19 protein-coding genes are annotated in these 19,518 nt (G+C 54.3%); all 19 read left to right on the forward strand.

Annotated features, from left to right (window positions below; genetic code table 11):
- The first annotated feature begins 115 nt into the window (after positions 1-115).
- The 19 genes from sdhC (at position 116) to cpoB (ending at position 19,442) form a co-directional block, all read left to right on the forward strand.
- Complete coding sequence (gene sdhC / locus SPG90_RS01980) at positions 116-520, forward strand: succinate dehydrogenase cytochrome b556 subunit (RefSeq protein WP_020684965.1); 405 nt, start codon at positions 116-118, stop codon at positions 518-520.
- Positions 514-861: a succinate dehydrogenase membrane anchor subunit gene (gene sdhD, locus SPG90_RS01985; protein WP_008501088.1), complete on the forward strand. Its 348-nt coding sequence runs from the start codon at positions 514-516 to the stop codon at positions 859-861. The genes sdhC and sdhD overlap by 7 nt, the downstream gene beginning before the upstream one ends.
- Positions 861-2,627 (forward strand): succinate dehydrogenase flavoprotein subunit, encoded by a 1,767-nt coding sequence (gene sdhA, locus SPG90_RS01990; protein WP_023310789.1) that lies wholly within the window; start codon positions 861-863, stop codon positions 2,625-2,627. The genes sdhD and sdhA overlap by 1 nt, the downstream gene beginning before the upstream one ends.
- Before the next feature lie 15 nt (positions 2,628-2,642).
- Complete coding sequence (sdhB, locus tag SPG90_RS01995; RefSeq protein WP_008501090.1) at positions 2,643-3,359, forward strand: succinate dehydrogenase iron-sulfur subunit SdhB; 717 nt, start codon at positions 2,643-2,645, stop codon at positions 3,357-3,359.
- Between the two features lie 270 nt (positions 3,360-3,629).
- Entirely contained in the window at positions 3,630-6,437 is a 2,808-nt protein-coding gene (sucA, locus tag SPG90_RS02000; RefSeq protein ID WP_126302885.1) for a 2-oxoglutarate dehydrogenase E1 component, read from the forward strand.
- A gap of 14 nt (positions 6,438-6,451) precedes the next feature.
- Entirely contained in the window at positions 6,452-7,672 is a 1,221-nt protein-coding gene (gene odhB, locus SPG90_RS02005; RefSeq protein WP_126302884.1) for a 2-oxoglutarate dehydrogenase complex dihydrolipoyllysine-residue succinyltransferase, read from the forward strand.
- An 82-nt stretch (positions 7,673-7,754) separates the two neighbouring features.
- Positions 7,755-8,921 carry an ADP-forming succinate--CoA ligase subunit beta gene (gene sucC / locus SPG90_RS02010; RefSeq protein ID WP_023310791.1) on the forward strand — a complete coding sequence of 389 codons (1,167 nt, stop codon included), beginning with the start codon at positions 7,755-7,757 and terminating at the stop codon, positions 8,919-8,921.
- Entirely contained in the window at positions 8,921-9,790 is an 870-nt protein-coding gene (gene sucD / locus SPG90_RS02015) for a succinate--CoA ligase subunit alpha (RefSeq protein WP_008501094.1), read from the forward strand. Before sucC ends, sucD begins: the two co-directional genes overlap by 1 nt.
- Before the next feature lie 733 nt (positions 9,791-10,523).
- Entirely contained in the window at positions 10,524-12,092 is a 1,569-nt protein-coding gene (cydA, locus tag SPG90_RS02020; RefSeq protein ID WP_023310795.1) for a cytochrome ubiquinol oxidase subunit I, read from the forward strand.
- A 15-nt stretch (positions 12,093-12,107) separates the two neighbouring features.
- On the forward strand, positions 12,108-13,247 hold the full coding sequence (cydB, locus tag SPG90_RS02025; protein WP_023334940.1) for a cytochrome d ubiquinol oxidase subunit II: 1,140 nt from the start codon (positions 12,108-12,110) through the stop codon (positions 13,245-13,247).
- A gap of 14 nt (positions 13,248-13,261) precedes the next feature.
- Entirely contained in the window at positions 13,262-13,375 is a 114-nt protein-coding gene (cydX, locus tag SPG90_RS02030) for a cytochrome bd-I oxidase subunit CydX (RefSeq protein ID WP_003858598.1), read from the forward strand.
- Positions 13,375-13,665: a cyd operon protein YbgE gene (gene ybgE, locus SPG90_RS02035; RefSeq protein WP_010428735.1), complete on the forward strand. Its 291-nt coding sequence runs from the start codon at positions 13,375-13,377 to the stop codon at positions 13,663-13,665. Before cydX ends, ybgE begins: the two co-directional genes overlap by 1 nt.
- A gap of 148 nt (positions 13,666-13,813) precedes the next feature.
- Complete coding sequence (ybgC, locus tag SPG90_RS02040; RefSeq protein WP_003858593.1) at positions 13,814-14,218, forward strand: tol-pal system-associated acyl-CoA thioesterase; 405 nt, start codon at positions 13,814-13,816, stop codon at positions 14,216-14,218.
- Positions 14,215-14,907 carry a Tol-Pal system protein TolQ gene (gene tolQ, locus SPG90_RS02045; protein ID WP_008501101.1) on the forward strand — a complete coding sequence of 231 codons (693 nt, stop codon included), beginning with the start codon at positions 14,215-14,217 and terminating at the stop codon, positions 14,905-14,907. The genes ybgC and tolQ overlap by 4 nt, the downstream gene beginning before the upstream one ends.
- A gap of 3 nt (positions 14,908-14,910) precedes the next feature.
- Complete coding sequence (tolR, locus tag SPG90_RS02050; RefSeq protein ID WP_003858589.1) at positions 14,911-15,339, forward strand: colicin uptake protein TolR; 429 nt, start codon at positions 14,911-14,913, stop codon at positions 15,337-15,339.
- A 28-nt stretch (positions 15,340-15,367) separates the two neighbouring features.
- Positions 15,368-16,654, forward strand: coding sequence for a cell envelope integrity protein TolA (gene tolA / locus SPG90_RS02055; protein WP_047173431.1), 1,287 nt, complete (start codon positions 15,368-15,370; stop codon positions 16,652-16,654).
- 134 nt (positions 16,655-16,788) lie between these two features.
- The gene (gene tolB, locus SPG90_RS02060) at positions 16,789-18,081 is read left to right on the forward strand and encodes a Tol-Pal system beta propeller repeat protein TolB (protein WP_322408153.1); all 1,293 of its coding nucleotides are present in this window, start codon (positions 16,789-16,791) and stop codon (positions 18,079-18,081) included.
- Positions 18,082-18,116: 35 nt separating this feature from the next.
- A complete protein-coding gene (gene pal / locus SPG90_RS02065; RefSeq protein WP_003858578.1) occupies positions 18,117-18,638 on the forward strand; it encodes a peptidoglycan-associated lipoprotein Pal in 522 nt (173 codons plus the stop codon).
- A 9-nt stretch (positions 18,639-18,647) separates the two neighbouring features.
- Entirely contained in the window at positions 18,648-19,442 is a 795-nt protein-coding gene (cpoB, locus tag SPG90_RS02070; protein ID WP_023310799.1) for a cell division protein CpoB, read from the forward strand.
- Positions 19,443-19,518 lie beyond the last annotated feature (76 nt).

Here is a 19,518-nt window from a genome sequence, read left to right on the forward strand (position 1 = left end):
TTGTAACGTGTCGTTTAAGCATCTGGAAGCAGTGTTTTGCATGACGCGCAGTTATAGAAAAGGAACGCTGCTTGACCCGCATCGCAGTCCGGAGGAAGGAAACAATAAGAACAGCATGTGGGCGTTATTCATGATAAGAAATGTGAAAAAACAAAGACCTGTCAATCTGGATCTCAAAACGATCCGGTTCCCTGTAACAGCAATAGCGTCCATTCTGCACCGTGTTTCTGGTGTGATTACGTTTGTGGCGGTCGGTATTTTGCTGTGGTTACTGGGCACCAGCCTCTCTTCCCCTGAAGGATTCCTCCAGGCCTCTGCCATCATGAACAGCTTCTTCGTGAAATTCATCATGTGGGGCATTCTGACCGCGCTGGCGTACCACGTCGTTGTGGGTGTTCGCCATATGCTGATGGACTTTGGCTACCTGGAAGAGACTTTCGAAGCCGGAAAACGCTCCGCTAACATTTCATTTGTGATTACTGTCGTGCTTTCACTTCTCGCAGGAGTTCTCGTATGGTAAGCAACGCCTCCGCATTAGGACGCAACGGCGTACATGACTTCATTCTGGTCCGTGCTACCGCCATCGTTCTCACTCTTTACATCATCTATATGATCGGTTTCTTCGCGACCAGCGGCACGCTGACGTGGGAAATCTGGAGTGGGTTCTTCGGATCCGCCTTCACCAAAGTGTTCACCCTGCTGGCTCTGTTCTCCATCCTTATTCATGCGTGGATTGGCATGTGGCAGGTGTTGACCGATTACGTTAAACCGCTGGCGATTCGCCTCCCACTGCAGCTGGCCATTGTTGTTGCACTGGTGGTTTACGTTATTTATGGATTCGTTGTGGTGTGGGGTGTGTAATGAAACTGCCAGTCAGAGAATTTGATGCTGTTGTAATTGGTGCCGGTGGCGCAGGTATGCGTGCCGCACTGCAAATTTCCCAGAGCGGCCAGACCTGTGCGCTGCTCTCTAAAGTTTTCCCGACCCGTTCCCACACTGTGTCTGCGCAGGGCGGTATCACCGTTGCGCTGGGTAACTCCCATGAAGATAACTGGGAATGGCACATGTACGACACGGTAAAAGGTTCCGACTACATCGGCGACCAGGATGCCATCGAATATATGTGTAAAACCGGCCCGGAAGCGATTCTGGAGCTGGACCACATGGGTCTGCCGTTCTCCCGTCTGGAAAATGGCACTATCTATCAGCGTCCGTTTGGCGGCCAGTCGAAAAACTTCGGCGGCGAGCAGGCGGCACGCACCGCGGCGGCGGCTGACCGTACCGGTCACGCACTGCTGCACACCCTGTATCAGCAGAACCTGAAAAACCATACCACCATCTTCTCCGAGTGGTACGCGCTGGATCTGGTGAAAAACGCCGATGGCGCAATCGTCGGCTGTACCGCGCTGTGCATCGAAACCGGTGAAGTGGTTTACTTCAAAGCCCGTGCTACCGTGCTGGCTACCGGCGGCGCAGGCCGTATCTATCAGTCCACCACCAACGCCCACATCAACACCGGTGACGGCGTCGGTATGGCTATCCGCGCGGGCGTGCCGGTTCAGGATATGGAGATGTGGCAGTTCCACCCAACCGGTATCGCCGGTGCGGGCGTTCTGGTGACGGAAGGCTGCCGCGGTGAAGGTGGCTACCTGCTGAACAAACACGGCGAGCGCTTCATGGAGCGTTATGCCCCGAATGCGAAAGACCTGGCGGGTCGTGACGTGGTGGCGCGTTCCATCATGATCGAAATCCGTGAAGGCCGCGGCTGTGACGGCCCATGGGGTCCACACGCGAAGCTGAAGCTCGACCACCTGGGTAAAGAAGTTCTGGAGTCCCGTCTGCCGGGCATCCTGGAACTGTCCCGCACCTTCGCACACGTCGACCCGGTGAAAGAGCCGATTCCGGTTATCCCAACCTGCCACTACATGATGGGCGGTATTCCGACCAAAGTGACCGGTCAGGCGCTGACCGTAAACGAGCAGGGCGAAGACGTGGTTATTCCTGGCCTGTTCGCGGTAGGCGAAATTGCCTGCGTATCCGTACACGGTGCAAACCGTCTGGGCGGCAACTCCCTGCTGGACCTGGTGGTGTTTGGTCGTGCAGTCGGTTTGCATCTGCAGGAGTCCATTGCCGAGCAGGGCGCGCTGCGTGACGCGACCGACGACGAAATTGATGCCTCTCTTGAGCGCCTCAACCGCTGGAACGGTAACCGCAACGGCGAAGATCCGGTGGAAATCCGTAAAGCGCTGCAGGAATGCATGCAGCACAACTTCTCGGTATTCCGCGAAGGCGACGCGATGGCCAAAGGTCTTGAGCAGCTGAAAGCGATCCGCGAGCGTCTGAAAAATGCCCGTCTGGACGACACCTCCAGCGAATTCAACACCCAGCGCGTTGAGTGCCTGGAGCTGGATAACCTGATGGAAACCGCGTTCGCGACGGCGATGTCGGCAAACTTCCGTACCGAAAGCCGTGGCGCGCATAGCCGCTTCGACTTCCCGGATCGTGATGACGAAAACTGGCTGTGCCATTCCCTGTATCTGCCAGAGTCGGAATCCATGACGCGTCGTAGCGTCAACATGGAACCGAAACTGCGTCCGGCGTTCCCGCCGAAGATTCGTACTTACTAATGCGGAGACAGGATAATGAAACTCGAATTCTCAGTTTATCGTTATAACCCGGATGTTGATGACGCTCCGCGTATGCAGGACTACACCCTGGAAGCGGAAGAAGGGCGCGACATGATGCTGCTGGATGCCTTAATCCAGCTGAAAGAAAAAGATCCTACGCTGTCGTTCCGCCGCTCCTGTCGTGAAGGGGTTTGTGGTTCTGACGGGGTGAACATGAACGGCAAAAATGGCCTGGCCTGCATCACGCCAATTTCAGCGCTGCAGCGTCCTGGTCAGAAAATTGTTATCCGTCCTCTGCCAGGCCTGCCGGTCGTGCGTGATTTGGTGGTAGACATGGGGCAATTCTATGCACAATATGAGAAGATTAAGCCTTACTTATTGAATAATGGGCAAAATCCACCCGCTCGCGAGCACTTACAGTCTCCTGAGCAGCGTGAAAAACTCGATGGGTTGTACGAGTGTATTCTCTGCGCATGCTGTTCAACGTCCTGCCCGTCGTTCTGGTGGAACCCGGACAAGTTTATCGGCCCGGCCGGTTTGCTGGCTGCCTATCGCTTCCTGATCGATAGCCGCGACACCGAAACCGATAGCCGTCTGGAAGGACTGAGTGACGCTTTCAGCGTATTCCGCTGCCATAGCATCATGAACTGCGTCAGTGTGTGTCCGAAGGGGCTGAACCCGACGCGCGCCATCGGCCATATTAAGTCGATGCTGCTGCAGCGCAGTGCGTAAGTAGTGAGAGGGGAGCGGTGTTCCCCTCACCCTAACCCTCTCCCTAAGGGAGAGGGGACAGATTGCAGGAAATCTTTAAAAACTGCCGACGGCATTCCCCCTCTCCCTTAGGGAGAGGGTAGGGGTGAGGGTAAAGACCCTTAGACAGTTTCTAAAGGTTCCTTCGCGGGCCAAATGAAAAGAGCTCGCAGGTGAACCCCGGCACGTACACGTGGTGTGCGTGGTAGTTTCTACGGCGAAAGTAAGCATAAAAATGCTTAAGGGATCACGATGCAGAACGGCGCAATGAAAGCCTGGCTGGACTCTTCTTTCCTTTCTGGTGCGAACCAGAGCTGGATTGAACAGCTCTATGAAGACTTCTTAACCGATCCTGACTCAGTGGACGCTAACTGGCGTTCCATGTTCCAGCAGTTGCCTGGCACAGGGGTCAAACCGGATCAATTCCATTCCAAAACACGTGATTATTTCCGTCGTCTGGCGAAGGATGCCTCACGTTACTCTTCTGCGATTTCCGACCCTGACACCAATGCGAAGCAGGTTAAAGTCCTGCAGCTTATCAACGCTTATCGCTTCCGCGGTCACCAGCATGCGAATCTCGATCCGCTGGGACTGTGGAAACAAGACCGTGTGGCCGATCTCGATCCGGCATATCACGATCTGACCGAGGCCGATTTCCAGGAAAGCTTTAACGTAGGTTCCTTTGCCATCGGCAAAGACACGATGAAGCTGGGCGATCTGATTGACGCGCTCAAGCAAACCTACTGCGGCTCCATCGGCGCGGAATACATGCACATTACCTCTACCGAAGAGAAACGCTGGATCCAGCAGCGCATCGAATCCGTAGCGGGCCACGCGACCTTCTCGGCTGACGAAAAAAAACGCTTCCTGAACGAACTGACCGCAGCGGAAGGGCTTGAGCGCTATCTGGGCGCGAAATTCCCGGGCGCAAAACGCTTCTCGCTGGAAGGCGGCGACGCGCTGGTGCCGATGCTGAAAGAGCTGATTCGTCACGCAGGCAAGAGCGGCACCCGCGAAGTGGTACTGGGCATGGCGCACCGTGGTCGTCTGAACGTGCTGGTCAACGTGCTGGGTAAAAAACCTCAGGACCTGTTTGACGAGTTCGCGGGCAAACATAAAGAACACCTCGGCACCGGCGACGTGAAGTACCACATGGGCTTCTCGTCAGATATCGAAACTGAAGGCGGTCTGGTTCACCTGGCGCTGGCGTTTAACCCGTCACACCTGGAAATCGTTAGCCCGGTGGTTATCGGTTCCGTGCGTGCGCGCCTGGATCGTCTGGACGAGCCGAGCAGCAATAAAGTGCTGCCGATCACCATCCACGGCGATGCGGCGGTAACAGGGCAGGGCGTAGTTCAGGAAACCCTGAACATGTCGAAAGCGCGTGGTTACGAAGTGGGCGGTACCGTTCGCATCGTGATTAACAACCAGGTGGGCTTTACCACCTCTAACCCGCTTGACGCGCGTTCTACCCCATACTGCACCGACATCGGTAAGATGGTGCAGGCGCCAATCTTCCACGTTAACGCGGATGACCCGGAAGCCGTTGCTTTTGTTACCCGTCTGGCGCTGGACTTCCGTAACACCTTCAAGCGCGATGTGTTCATTGACCTCTTCTGCTACCGCCGTCACGGCCACAACGAAGCGGATGAGCCAAGTGCAACCCAGCCGCTGATGTACCAGAAAATCAAAAAACACCCGACCCCGCGCAAAATCTATGCTGACAAGCTGGAGAGCGACAAAGTGGCGACGCTGGAAGATGCGACCGAAATGGTCAACCTCTACCGCGACGCGCTGGATGCGGGTGAATGCGTGGTGAAAGAGCTGCGCCCGATGAACATGCACTCCTTTACCTGGTCGCCGTACCTCAACCACGAGTGGGATGAGAGCTACCCGAACAAGGTTGAGATGAAGCGCCTGCAGGAGCTGGCTAAACGCATCAGCACCGTACCGGACGCTATCGAGATGCAGTCTCGCGTGGCGAAAATCTACGCTGACCGTCAGTCCATGGCGGCAGGCGAGAAGCTGTTCGACTGGGGCGGCGCGGAAACGCTGGCCTACGCAACGCTGGTTGACGAAGGCATTCCTGTTCGCCTGTCCGGTGAAGATGCGGGCCGTGGGACTTTCTTCCACCGTCACGCGGTTGTTCACAACCAGTCCAACGGTTCAACCTACACCCCGCTGCAGCACGTGCACAACGGTCAGGGCCAGTTCAAGGTCTGGGACTCCGTGCTGTCTGAAGAAGCGGTTCTGGCCTTCGAATACGGTTACGCCACCGCTGAACCACGTACCCTGACCATCTGGGAAGCGCAGTTCGGTGACTTCGCCAACGGTGCGCAGGTGGTGATCGACCAGTTCATCTCCTCCGGCGAGCAGAAGTGGGGCCGTATGTGTGGCCTGGTAATGCTGCTGCCGCACGGTTATGAAGGTCAGGGTCCGGAGCACTCCTCCGCGCGTCTGGAACGTTATCTGCAGCTCTGCGCCGAGCAGAACATGCAGGTCTGCGTGCCGTCCACCCCGGCTCAGGTCTACCACATGCTGCGTCGCCAGGCGCTGCGCGGTATGCGCCGTCCGCTGGTGGTGATGTCGCCGAAATCCCTGCTGCGTCACCCGCTGGCGGTGTCGAGCCTGGAAGAACTGGCGAACGGAACCTTCCTGCCGGCCATCGGTGAAATTGACGAGCTGGATCCGCAGGCCGTGAAGCGTGTGGTGATGTGTTCTGGTAAGGTTTATTACGACCTGCTGGAACAGCGCCGTAAGAACGATCAGAAAGATGTCGCCATCGTGCGTATCGAACAGCTTTATCCGTTCCCGCACCAGGCGGTGCAGGAAGCGCTGAAACCGTACGCTCACGTTCATGATTTTGTCTGGTGCCAGGAAGAGCCGCTTAACCAGGGCGCATGGTACTGCAGCCAGCATCATTTCCGTGAAGTGATTCCATTTGGGTCAGCCCTGCGTTATGCAGGTCGCCCGGCCTCCGCCTCTCCGGCGGTAGGGTATATGTCCGTTCACCAGAAGCAGCAACAAGATCTGGTCAATGACGCGCTGAACGTCGATTAATTAAAGGATACATAATGAGTAGCGTAGATATTCTTGTTCCCGACCTGCCTGAATCTGTAGCAGATGCGACCGTCGCTACCTGGCACAAAAAACCAGGCGATGCCGTTAAGCGCGATGAAGTGCTGGTAGAAATCGAAACTGACAAAGTGGTACTGGAAGTACCGGCTTCGGCGGATGGTGTTCTGGATGCTGTGCTGGAAGATGAAGGCACAACCGTAACCTCTCGTCAGATCCTGGGTCGCCTGCGCGAAGGCAACAGCGCGGGCAAAGAGTCCAGCGCGAAATCTGAAGAGAAAGCCTCTACGCCGGCTCAACGCCAGCAGGCTTCTCTGGAAGAGCAGACCAACGATGCGCTCAGCCCGGCGATCCGTCGCCTGCTGGCTGAGTACAACCTGGACGCGGCGGCCATTAAAGGCACCGGTGTGGGTGGTCGTCTGACCCGTGAAGATATCGAGAAGCACCTGGCGAAAGCGCCTGCGAAAGCAGAAGCAAAAGCCCCTGCGGCAGCGCCAGCAGCACAGCCTGCTCTGGGTGCCCGCAGCGAAAAACGTGTGCCAATGACTCGCCTGCGTAAGCGTGTGGCTGAGCGTCTGCTGGAAGCGAAAAACTCCACCGCGATGCTGACCACCTTCAACGAAGTGAACATGAAGCCAATCATGGACCTGCGCAAGCAGTACGGTGACGCGTTTGAAAAACGTCACGGTATCCGTCTGGGCTTTATGTCCTTCTACGTGAAAGCGGTGGTTGAAGCGCTGAAACGCTACCCGGAAGTGAACGCGTCCATCGACGGTGATGACGTGGTTTACCACAACTACTTCGATGTCAGCATGGCGGTATCTACTCCGCGTGGCCTGGTGACCCCAGTACTGCGTGACGTGGATACCCTGGGTATGGCTGATATCGAGAAAAATATTAAAGAGCTGGCTGTGAAAGGCCGCGACGGCAAGCTGACCGTAGATGACCTGACCGGCGGTAACTTCACCATTACCAACGGCGGCGTATTCGGTTCGCTGATGTCTACCCCAATCATTAACCCGCCGCAGAGCGCGATCCTGGGTATGCATGCCATTAAAGATCGTCCTATGGCGGTAGACGGTAAAGTTGAGATCCTGCCGATGATGTACCTGGCACTGTCTTACGATCACCGTCTGATCGATGGCCGCGAGTCCGTGGGCTTCCTGGTGGCGATTAAAGAGCTGCTGGAAGATCCAACGCGTCTGCTGCTCGACGTCTAGTTTGCAGTCTTGCCCGGCGGCATATAGCTGCCGGGCCTATAAAAGCACGACCTAACGATTACCTGAAGGATGGATAGAACACATGAACTTACATGAATATCAGGCCAAACAGCTGTTTGCCCGGTATGGCTTACCGGCTCCGGTGGGTTATGCCTGTACTACCCCGCGTGAAGCAGAAGAAGCCGCATCTAAAATCGGTTCCGGCCCTTGGGTAGTTAAGTGTCAGGTTCACGCTGGTGGCCGTGGTAAAGCGGGCGGTGTGAAGGTTGTTAAGAGCAAAGAAGAGATTCGTGCGTTTGCTGAACATTGGCTCGGCAAGCGTCTGGTAACGTACCAGACAGATGCGAACGGCCAGCCGGTTAACCAGATCCTGGTTGAAGCGGCGACCGACATCGCGAAAGAACTGTACCTGGGCGCGGTTGTTGACCGTAGCTCCCGTCGCGTGGTGTTCATGGCGTCTACCGAAGGCGGCGTGGAAATCGAAAAAGTGGCGGAAGAAACCCCGCACCTGATCCACAAAGTGGCAATCGATCCGCTGGCGGGCCCAATGCCTTACCAGGGTCGCGAGCTGGCGTTCAAACTGGGCCTGGAAGGCAAGCTGGTTCAGCAGTTCACCAAGATTTTCATGGGTCTGGCGAACATCTTCCTGGAGCGCGATCTGGCGCTGATCGAGATCAACCCGCTGGTGATCACCACCCAGGGCGACCTGATCTGCCTCGATGGCAAGCTGGGCGCTGACGGCAACGCGCTGTTCCGCCAGTCGGATCTGCGCGAAATGCGCGACCAGTCTCAGGAAGATCCGCGTGAAGCACAGGCTGCACAGTGGGAGCTGAACTACGTGGCGCTGGACGGCAACATCGGCTGCATGGTTAACGGTGCGGGCCTGGCAATGGGCACCATGGACATCGTTAAGCTGCACGGCGGTGAGCCAGCAAACTTCCTCGACGTAGGCGGTGGCGCAACCAAAGAGCGCGTAACCGAAGCGTTCAAAATCATTCTCTCTGACGACAACGTTAAGGCCGTTCTGGTTAACATCTTCGGCGGCATCGTTCGTTGCGACCTGATCGCCGACGGTATCATCGGTGCGGTAGAAGAAGTGGGTGTTAACGTTCCGGTTGTTGTGCGTCTGGAAGGTAACAACGCTGAACTCGGCGCGAAAAAACTGGCTGACAGCGGCCTGAATATTATTGCAGCGAAAAGTCTGACGGATGCAGCTCAGCAGGTTGTTGCCGCAGTGGAGGGGAAATAATGTCAGTTTTAATTAATAAAGATACCAAGGTTATCTGCCAGGGCTTCACCGGTAGCCAGGGGACTTTCCACTCCGAACAGGCGATTGCCTACGGCACGCAGATGGTTGGCGGCGTAACGCCAGGTAAAGGTGGTACCACGCACCTGGGCCTGCCGGTATTCAACACCGTGCGTGAAGCTGTAGAAGCGACGGGCGCAACCGCGACCGTGATCTACGTTCCGGCACCGTTCTGCAAAGACTCCATTCTGGAAGCGATCGATGCAGGTATTAAACTGATCATCACCATCACTGAAGGCATCCCGACGCTGGATATGCTGACCGTGAAGGTTAAGCTGGATGAAGCTGGCGTGCGTATGATCGGCCCGAACTGCCCAGGCGTTATCACTCCAGGCGAATGCAAAATCGGTATCATGCCAGGCCACATTCACAAGCCGGGCAAAGTGGGCATCGTGTCCCGTTCCGGTACGCTGACCTATGAAGCGGTCAAACAGACCACCGATTACGGCTTCGGCCAGTCCACCTGTGTGGGCATCGGCGGTGACCCGATCCCGGGCTCTAACTTCATCGACATCCTGAAGCTGTTCCAGGAAGATCCACAGACCGAAGCGATCGTGATGATCGGTGAGATCGGTGGTAGCGCTGAAGAAGAAGCGGCTGCTTACATCAAAGAACACGTGACCAAGCCGGTTGTCGGTTATATCGCGGGTGTGACTGCGCCGAAAGGCAAGCGTATGGGTCACGCAGGCGCGATTATCGCGGGTGGTAAAGGTACGGCTGATGAGAAATTCGCAGCGCTGGAAGCCGCAGGCGTGAAAACCGTTCGCAGCCTGGCGGATATCGGCGAAGCACTGAAATCCATCATTAAGTAAGTCCTCTCTGCTCCCCGAAAGGGGGGCGTTGAAGTATAAAAATGTCCGTTTCGACATGGTTGGCCGCTGTAAAGCGGCCTTTTTTATTGCCTGCCGGGCGACATGCAACAGTCACTAAATGGTGTTAATTAGAGAGGGGGGGTAAAAGTAAAATAATTGTTATTTATTTACCTTAAAGAGAGCGGATGGAAAAAAACGAAAAACGCACTAAAATTTATGTCCTGAATAAATTAGGCATTCGGGCTTCTGAGTTAATAAAAATCACTTCTGTTTATATTCATCAATCGAGTTGATAACCTTAATTGTATTTTATATACATATTTTTAACATGGTTTTTACTATGTTCACCGCATCAAAACACATTTAACACAACGGATTGTTTTTGATTTAAATCAATGTTTAATCCTTGGAAAAACCCATCAAAAGGCGGTAAATTGTCCCCGATCAAAATGGCCGAAAAGTGGTAATTTTGCTATAAATTGATCGCCGTCGAAAAACGTAAATGTGATTCAATAAAAACCTGTTTATTGTAAGGGTTTTGCAGCGTATTATATTTGCGGGATCAATTTGAGTTTTTTATTAACGTATTTGTAACCTCACGTCATCGTTTTTATCCTTCTTCAGGGTAATAACGACGACAAGGATGCGAATAATTTGTATTGGGGCATGCGTGTGGATCTCTCTCTGATGGGGTTCACTCTCGGAGTCTTCATGCGATGAGCAAGGAGTCATGATGTTAGATATAGTCGAACTGTCGCGCTTACAGTTTGCCTTGACCGCGATGTACCACTTCCTGTTTGTGCCACTGACGCTCGGTATGGCGTTCCTGCTGGCCATTATGGAAACGGTATACGTTCTCTCCGGCAAACAGATTTATAAAGATATGACCAAGTTCTGGGGCAAGTTGTTTGGTATCAACTTCGCACTGGGCGTGGCAACCGGTTTGACCATGGAGTTCCAGTTCGGGACTAACTGGTCTTACTATTCCCACTATGTCGGGGATATCTTCGGTGCGCCGCTGGCCATTGAAGGTCTGATGGCATTCTTCCTCGAATCCACCTTTGTAGGTCTGTTCTTCTTCGGCTGGGACCGTCTGGGTAAAGTCCAGCATATGGCGGTGACCTGGCTGGTGGCATTAGGTTCGAACCTGTCCGCGCTGTGGATCCTGGTGGCGAATGGCTGGATGCAGAACCCTATCGCGTCTGATTTCAACTTCGAAACTATGCGTATGGAGATGGTCAGCTTTGCCGAGCTGGTCCTGAACCCGGTTGCGCAGGTTAAATTCGTTCACACCGTCGCCTCTGGCTACGTGTGCGGTGCGATGTTTGTACTGGGCATCAGCTCTTACTACATGCTGCGCGGTCGTGACTTCGCGTTTGCTAAGCGCTCCTTTGCTATCGCTGCAAGCTTCGGTATGGCAGCAATCCTCTCTGTTATCGTTCTGGGTGATGAATCCGGTTACGAAATGGGTGACGTGCAGAAAACCAAACTGGCTGCCATCGAAGCCGAATGGGAAACCCAACCGGCGCCTGCTGCCTTTACGCTGTTCGGCATTCCCGATCAGGACGCGCAGGAAAACCGCTTCGCCATTCAGATCCCTTACGCGCTGGGTATCATCGCCACCCGTTCTGTTGATAAGCAGGTGACAGGTCTTAAAGAGCTGATGGTTCAGCACGAAGAGCGTATCCGTAACGGTATGAAAGCCTACTCGCTGCTGGAACAGCTGCGTGCCGGTTCTACCGACCAGGCCGTTCGCGACCAGTTCAACAACGTGAAGAAAGATCTGGGTTACGGTTTGCTGCTGAAGCGTTATACCCCGAACGTTTCTGATGCGACAGAAGCGCAGATCCAGATGGCAACCAAAGACTCGATTCCACGCGTTGCGCCACTGTACTTCGCATTCCGTATCATGGTGGGCTGCGGCATCATCATGCTGCTGATCATTGCGGCGTCCTTCTGGTCCGTGATTCGTAACCGCATCGGCGAGAAAAAATGGCTGCTGCGCACCGCGCTGTACGGTATTCCACTGCCGTGGATCGCTATCGAATCCGGCTGGTTTGTTGCGGAGTACGGCCGTCAGCCATGGGCGATTGGTGAGGTACTGCCAACGGCGGTAGCGAACTCGTCCCTGACAGCGGGCGACCTGATCTTCTCCATGCTGCTGATCTGTGGTCTGTACACCCTGTTCCTGGTGGCTGAACTGTTCCTGATGTTCAAGTTCGCGCGCCTTGGCCCAAGCAGCCTGAAAACCGGTCGCTATCACTACGAGCAGTCCACTGCGACTACTCAGCCGGCACGCTAAGACAGGAGTCATCAAATGATCGATTATGAAGTATTGCGTTTTATCTGGTGGCTGTTGATCGGCGTTCTGCTGATCGGTTTCGCCGTCACGGATGGTTTCGACATGGGGGTGGGGATGCTCACCCGTTTCCTCGGTCGTAATGACACTGAGCGTCGAATCATGATCAACTCCATCGCCCCTCACTGGGACGGTAACCAGGTGTGGCTGATCACCGCTGGCGGCGCGCTGTTCGCTGCCTGGCCGATGGTCTACGCGGCTGCGTTCTCCGGCTTCTACGTGGCGATGATTCTGGTGCTGGCCTCTTTATTCTTCCGTCCGGTTGGTTTCGACTACCGTTCCAAGATTGAAGACACCCGCTGGCGCAACATGTGGGACTGGGGCATCTTCATCGGTAGCTTCGTTCCACCGCTGGTGATCGGCGTGGCGTTCGGTAACCTGCTGCAGGGCGTACCGTTCCACCTGGACGAATACATGCGTCTTTACTACACCGGTAACTTCTTCCAGCTGCTGAATCCGTTTGGCCTGCTGGCCGGCGTGGTGAGCGTGGCGATGATCATCACTCAGGGCGCAACCTATCTGCAGATGCGTACGGTTGGTGAACTGCACCTGCGTTCGCGCGCGACGGCTCAGGTCGCTGCGCTGGTCACGCTGGTCTGCTTTGCACTGGCCGGTGTGTGGGTGGTGTACGGCATCGATGGCTACGTGGTGACGTCTGCAATCAACCATACTGCGCCGTCTAATCCGCTGACCAAAGAAGTGGCGCGTCAGGCAGGTGCATGGCTGGTGAACTTTAACAATACCCCTGCGCTGTGGGCTATCCCGGCTCTGGGCGTATTGCTGCCGCTGCTGACCGTGTTGACGTCTCGTCTGGAGAAAGGCGCGCTGGCGTTCGTGTTCTCATCACTGACCCTGGCGTGCATCATCCTGACATCGGGTATCGCGATGTTCCCATTCGTCATGCCATCCAGCACCATGCTGAATGCTAGCCTGACCATGTGGGACGCAACGTCCAGCCATATGACGCTGAACCTGATGACGTATGTTGCTTGCGTGTTCGTTCCGATTGTTCTGGCCTACACCATCTGGTGTTACTGGAAAATGTTCGGTCGTATCACTAAAGAACATATCGAAAGCAACACCCACTCTATGTACTAAGTAAGGAGCTGAATATGTGGTATTTCGCATGGATTTTAGGGACGCTTCTTGCCTGTGCATTTGGTGTCATCACTGCCCTGGCGCTTGAGCACGTCGAAGCGACCAAAGCGGGTGAAGAAAAACACTGATGAATATTATCGCGACGCTTTACGCGGTAATGGACAAGCGCCCGTTACGGGCGCTTTCTTTAGTGATGGCATTACTGCTGGCAGGTTGTATCTTCTGGGACCCTTCGCGCTTTGCAGCGAAAACCAGCGAGCTTGAAATCTGGCACGGCTTCCTCATTATGTGGGCGGTGTGTGCAGGTGTGATCCACGGCGTGGGCTTTCGTCCGAAAGCCGTTCACTGGCAGGGAATTTTCTGCCCGCTGATTGCCGATCTGGTGCTTCTCGCCGGTTTGATTTTCTTCTTCTTCTGAATAAGAAATGTCCGTTAACGTTATGGGCTTACCCGAGCCCATAAAAATTTACTCTCCGTTTACTTTCTCCCATTCCCAACCCTCTTTCCCGCGCGTATAGTAGCGAAGTTTAAAAGCATTAACTTTTGTTGCATTACCGGGATGTAAAGTGAATACAACGCTGTTTCGATGGCCGGTTCGTGTCTATTACGAAGATACCGATGCCGGTGGTGTGGTTTACCACGCCAGCTACGTTGCTTTTTATGAACGGGCACGCACAGAGATGCTGCGCCATCATCACTTTAGTCAACAGGTGCTGTTGGCTGAGCGAGTTGCCTTCGTGGTACGCAAGATGACGCTTGAGTATTTTGCGCCTGCCAGACTCGACGATATGCTCGAAGTCCAAACTGAAATTACATCAATGCGCGGGACCTCACTGGTTTTCACGCAGCGGATAGTCAACGCAGAGAATACCGTACTGAACTCAGCTGAAGTGCTGATTGTTTGTGTTGATCCAACCATAATGAAGCCTCGTGCGCTTCCTAAGTCTATTGTCGCGGAGTTTAAGCAGTGACTGACATGAATATCCTTGATTTGTTCCTGAAGGCGAGCCTTCTGGTTAAACTTATCATGTTGATTTTGATTGGTTTTTCAATCGCATCCTGGGCCATCATCATCCAGAGAACGCGTATCCTCAATGCCGCTGGCCGTGAAGCTGAAGCGTTTGAAGATAAGTTCTGGTCGGGTATTGAGCTTTCTCGTCTGTATCAGGAAAGCCAGGGGCGCCGTGAAAACCTTACAGGCTCCGAGCAAATTTTTTATAGCGGCTTCAAAGAGTTTGCTCGTCTGCATCGTGCAAACAATCATGCGCCAGAAGCGGTAGTGGAAGGTGCCTCGCGTGCGATGCGCATCTCTATGAACCGCGAGCTGGAAAATCTCGAAACGCATATTCCATTCCTCGGCACTGTCGGTTCCATCAGCCCGTATATCGGCCTGTTTGGTACCGTGTGGGGGATCATGCACGCCTTTATCGCGCTGGGCGCGGTGAAGCAGGCGACGTTGCAGATGGTTGCACCGGGTATCGCTGAAGCACTGATTGCGACCGCTATCGGTCTGTTTGCGGCAATTCCTGCGGTTATGGCTTACAACCGTCTGAACCAGCGCGTGAACAAACTGGAACTGAACTACGACAACTTTATGGAAGAGTTCACTGCGATTCTGCACCGTCAGGCGTTTACCAGCACCGAGAGCAACAAGGGGTAAACCATGGCCAGATCGCGTGGACGAGGTCGTCGCGAGCTCAAGTCCGAAATCAATATCGTTCCACTGCTGGACGTCCTGCTGGTACTGCTGCTGATCTTCATGGCGACAGCGCCAATCATTACCCAGAGTGTGGAAGTGGATCTGCCGGATGCGACAGAATCACAGGCGGTGAGCACCAATGACGATCCTCCGGTTATCATTGAGGTTTCCGGCGTAGGGCAATACAGCGTCGTGGTAGAGAAAGATCGTATGGATCAGCTGCCGCCTGAGCAGGTTATTGCTGAAGCGCAGCGTCGCCTCGAGTCAAATCCGAAAACGGTCTTCTTAATCGGTGGCGCGAAAGACGTACCCTACGATGAAATTATTAAAGCGCTGAACTTGCTACATAGTGCGGGTGTTAAGTCAGTTGGCTTAATGACCCAACCTATTTGATCATCCGCGTAGTTTTTGGGAACCGATAGTGTCAAAGGCAACCGAACAGAATGACAAGCTTAAGCGAGCGATAATCGTCTCCGCAGTGCTGCACGTGATTCTCTTTGCAGCGCTGATCTGGAGTTCGTTCGACGAGCATATTGATGCATCAGCCGGCGGCGGTGGAGGGTCTTCCATTGACGCCGTGATGGTGGATCCCGGTGCGGTAGTACAGAACTATAATCGCGAACAACAGCAGAAGGCGAGTGCCAAACGGGCTGAAGAGCAGCGTGAAAAACAGTCGCAACAGCAGGCGGAAGAACTGCGTGAAAAGCAGGCCGCAGAGCAGGAGCGTCTGAAGAAGCTTGAGAAAGAGCGTTTGCAGGCGCAGGAAGCCGCGAAAGAGCAGGCGGAACAGCAGAAGCAAGCCGAAGAGGCCGCGAAGAAAGCCCAGGAACAGCAAAAGCAGGCGGAAGAGGCGGCAGCAAAAGCCGCAGCGGACGCGAAAGCGCAGGCTGATGCCCAGGCAAAATTAGCGGCAGAAGCGGCGAAGAAAGCCGCAGCTGATGCTCAGAAGAAAGCTGAAGCTGAAGCCGCGAAGAAAGCCGCTGCTGATGCCCAGAAGAAAGCTGAAGCGGAAGCCGCGAAGAAAGCCGCTGCAGATGCTCAGAAGAAAGCCGAAGCGGAAGCCGCGAAAAAAGCCGCTCAGGAAGCAGAGAAGAAAGCTGCTGCCGAGGCCGCGAAGAAAGCGGCTGCTGCTGAGAAAGCGGCTGCAGAAAAAGCTGCCGCCGCTGAAAAAGCCGCTGCCGATAAAAAAGCTGCTGCTGAGAAGGCTGCCGCCGATAAGAAAGCTGCAGCTGAGAAGGCCGCTGCCGATAAGAAAGCTGCTGCTGATAAAGCGGCTGCCAAAAAGGCCGCTGCTGCTGAAAAAGCTGCTGCCGCCGCAGGGGTTGACGATCTGCTGGGCGATTTGAGCTCCGGTAAGAATGCACCGAAAACGGGCGGTGGGGCGAAAGGAAACAACGCAGCGCCGACGGGAAGTGGTAACACTAAGAGTAACGGTGCGACAGGGGCTGAAATCAACGGTTATGCCGCGCAGATTAAATCCGCTATTGAAAGCCGATTCTATGATGCGTCTTCCTATACCGGTAAAACGTGTACGTTGCGTATAAAACTGGCTCCGGACGGCATGCTGCTGGATATTAAGTCTGAAGGTGGCGACCCGGCTTTATGTACTGCGGCCCTGGCTGCAGCGCGTCAGGCGAAGATGCCTAAACCGCCGTCTCAGGCAGTTTACGAAGTCTTCAAAAATGCGCCGCTGGACTTCAAACCTTAAGTTACATTTTCCCCGTGCAAACGGGGAAAAATAGACCAGGTTTAGTCACAGGGTTCTGGTAGTTTTGTCTATTTGAGTTTGTTAACATTCTGCTAAATTATCGTGGGTAAGGTTACCCGGATAAGGGAGATATGATGAAGCAGGCATTACGTGTAGCATTTAGTTTTTTAATGCTGTGGGCAGCAGTACTGCACGCAGAAGTACGTATCGAGATCACCCAGGGGGTGGACTCGGCACGCCCAATCGGTGTTGTTCCGTTCCAGTGGGCCGGTCCTGGCGCTGCACCTGAAGATGCCGGTGGCATCGTGGCGGCTGACCTGCGTAACAGCGGTAAATTCAACCCGTTAGATCGTTCTCGTCTGCCGCAGCAGCCGGGCAGCGAGCAGGAAGTACAGCCTGCAGCATGGTCTGCACTGGGTATTGATGCCGTGGTTGTGGGTCAGGTTACGCCTAACCCGGACGGCTCTTACAACGTGGCCTGGCAGCTGGTGGATACCGGCGGTGCACCGGGTACCGTTCTGGCACAGAACTCTTACAAGGTCACTAAGCAGTACCTGCGCTACGCGGCACACGCTGCCAGCGATGCGGTATTTGAAAAACTGACCGGCATTAAAGGGGCGTTCCGTACCCGTATTGCTTATGTGGTACAGACCAACGGTGGTCAGTTCCCGTATGAGCTGCGCGTATCTGACTACGACGGCTACAACCAGTTCCTGGTGAAACGTTCTTCTCAGCCGCTGATGTCTCCAGCCTGGTCTCCGGACGGTTCTAAACTGGCCTATGTAACCTTCGAAAGCGGTCGTTCAGCGCTGGTTATCCAGACGCTGGCAAACGGTGCTGTTCGTCAGGTGGCCTCTTTCCCACGTCACAACGGTGCGCCTTCCTTCTCTCCGGACGGGTCCAAACTGGCGTTTGCGCTGTCAAAAACCGGTAGCCTGAACCTGTACGTGATGGACATTGGCTCTGGCCAGATTCGTCAGGTGACCGACGGTCGCAGCAACAACACCGAACCTTCATGGTTCCCGGACAGTCAAAACCTGGCGTTTACCTCTGACCAGGCTGGCCGTCCACAAATTTACAAAGTCAACATCAACGGCGGTGCTCCGCAGCGTATTACCTGGGAAGGTTCGCAGAACCAGAACGCAGACGTGAGCAGCGACGGTAAATTTATGGTAATGGTGAGCTCCAACGGTGGGCAGCAGCACATTGCCAAACAAGATCTGGTAGCGGGTGGCGTTCAAGTTCTGTCGTCAACGTTCCTGGATGAAACGCCAAGTCTGGCACCTAACGGCACGATGGTAATCTACAGCTCTTCTCAGGGGATGGGATCTGTGCTGAATCTGGTTTCTACAGATGGGCGTTTCAAAGCGCGTATTCCGGCAACTGATGGACAGGTAAAATCACCTGCCTGGTCGCCGTATCTGTAAATAATAATTAATTGATTACTAAAGGAATCATAGAAATGCAACTGAACAAAGTGCTGAAGGGGCTGATGATCGCTCTGCCTGTAATGGCAATCGCAGCGTGTTCTTCTAACAAGAACGCCAGCAATGACCAGAGCGGCGAAGGCATGATGGGTGCCGGCACCGGTATGGACGCGAACGGCAATGGCAACATGTCTTCTGAAGAGCAAGCGCGTCTTCAGATGCAGCAGCTGCAGCAGAACAACATCGTTTACTTCGATCTGGATAAATACGACATCCGTTCTGACTTCGCTGCCATGCTGGATGCTCACGCTAACTTCCTGCGTAGCAACCCATCTTACAAAGTCACCGTAGAAGGTCACGCGGACGAACGTGGTACTCCAGAGTACAACATCTCCCTGGGTGAACGTCGTGCTAACGCTGTTAAAATGTACCTGCAGGGTAAAGGCGTTTCTGCTGACCAGATCTCCATCGTTTCTTACGGTAAAGAAAAACCTGCAGTACTGGGTCACGACGAAGCGGCTTACTCCAAAAACCGTCGTGCCGTACTGGTTTACTAAGAGAATTGCATGAGCAGTAACTTCAGACATCATCTGTTGAGTCTGTCGTTACTGGTTGGAATAGCGGCCCCCTGGGCCGCTTTTGCTCAGGCACCAATCAGTAGTGTCGGCTCAGGCTCGGTAGAAGACCGGGTCACTCAACTCGAGCGTATTTCTAACGCTCACAGCCAGCTTTTAACCCAACTCCAGCAACAACTTTCCGATAACCAAAACGATATTGACTCTCTCCGCGGCCAGATTCAGGAAAGCCAGTATCAGTTGAACCAGGTTGTGGAACGTCAGAAGCAGATTTTGCTGCAGATGGATAGCCTGAGCAGCGGTGGTGCAGCAGCACAAGCACAGCCAGCCGCGGGCGATCAGACCGGTGCGGCGACATCAGCTCCGGCTGCGGATGCTTCTGCTTCAACAGGTGCGCCTGTACAGAGCGGTGACGCGAATACGGACTACAACGCGGCCATTGCCCTGGTGCAGGATCAATCTCGTCAGGATGACGCGCTTGCTGCGTTTCAGAACTTTGTTAAGAAATACCCTGATTCCACTTATCAGCCAAATGCGAATTACTGGCTCGGTCAGCTGAATTACAACAAGGGTAAAAAGGACGATGCGGCGTTTTATTTTGCCTCCGTGGTAAAAAACTACCCGAAATCGCCAAAAGCGCCTGATGCGATGTACAAAGTGGGCGTCATCATGCAGGACAAAGGCGACACTGCGAAAGCTAAAGCGGTTTACCAGCAGGTAGTCTCCAAATTCCCGGGTACCGAAGGTGCTAAGCAGGCGCAAAAACGTCTGAATTCGATGGGATGATTATCGCATGACCAGAAATCGCGTTATTTCTGGTCGTGCAGCATGATTCGTAAGCAGTTAAGTGATCTTCATCGAA

It is taken from the genome of Enterobacter sp. D2, from assembly GCF_034427575.1.
Classification (GTDB): Bacteria; Pseudomonadota; Gammaproteobacteria; order Enterobacterales; family Enterobacteriaceae; genus Enterobacter; species Enterobacter cloacae_M.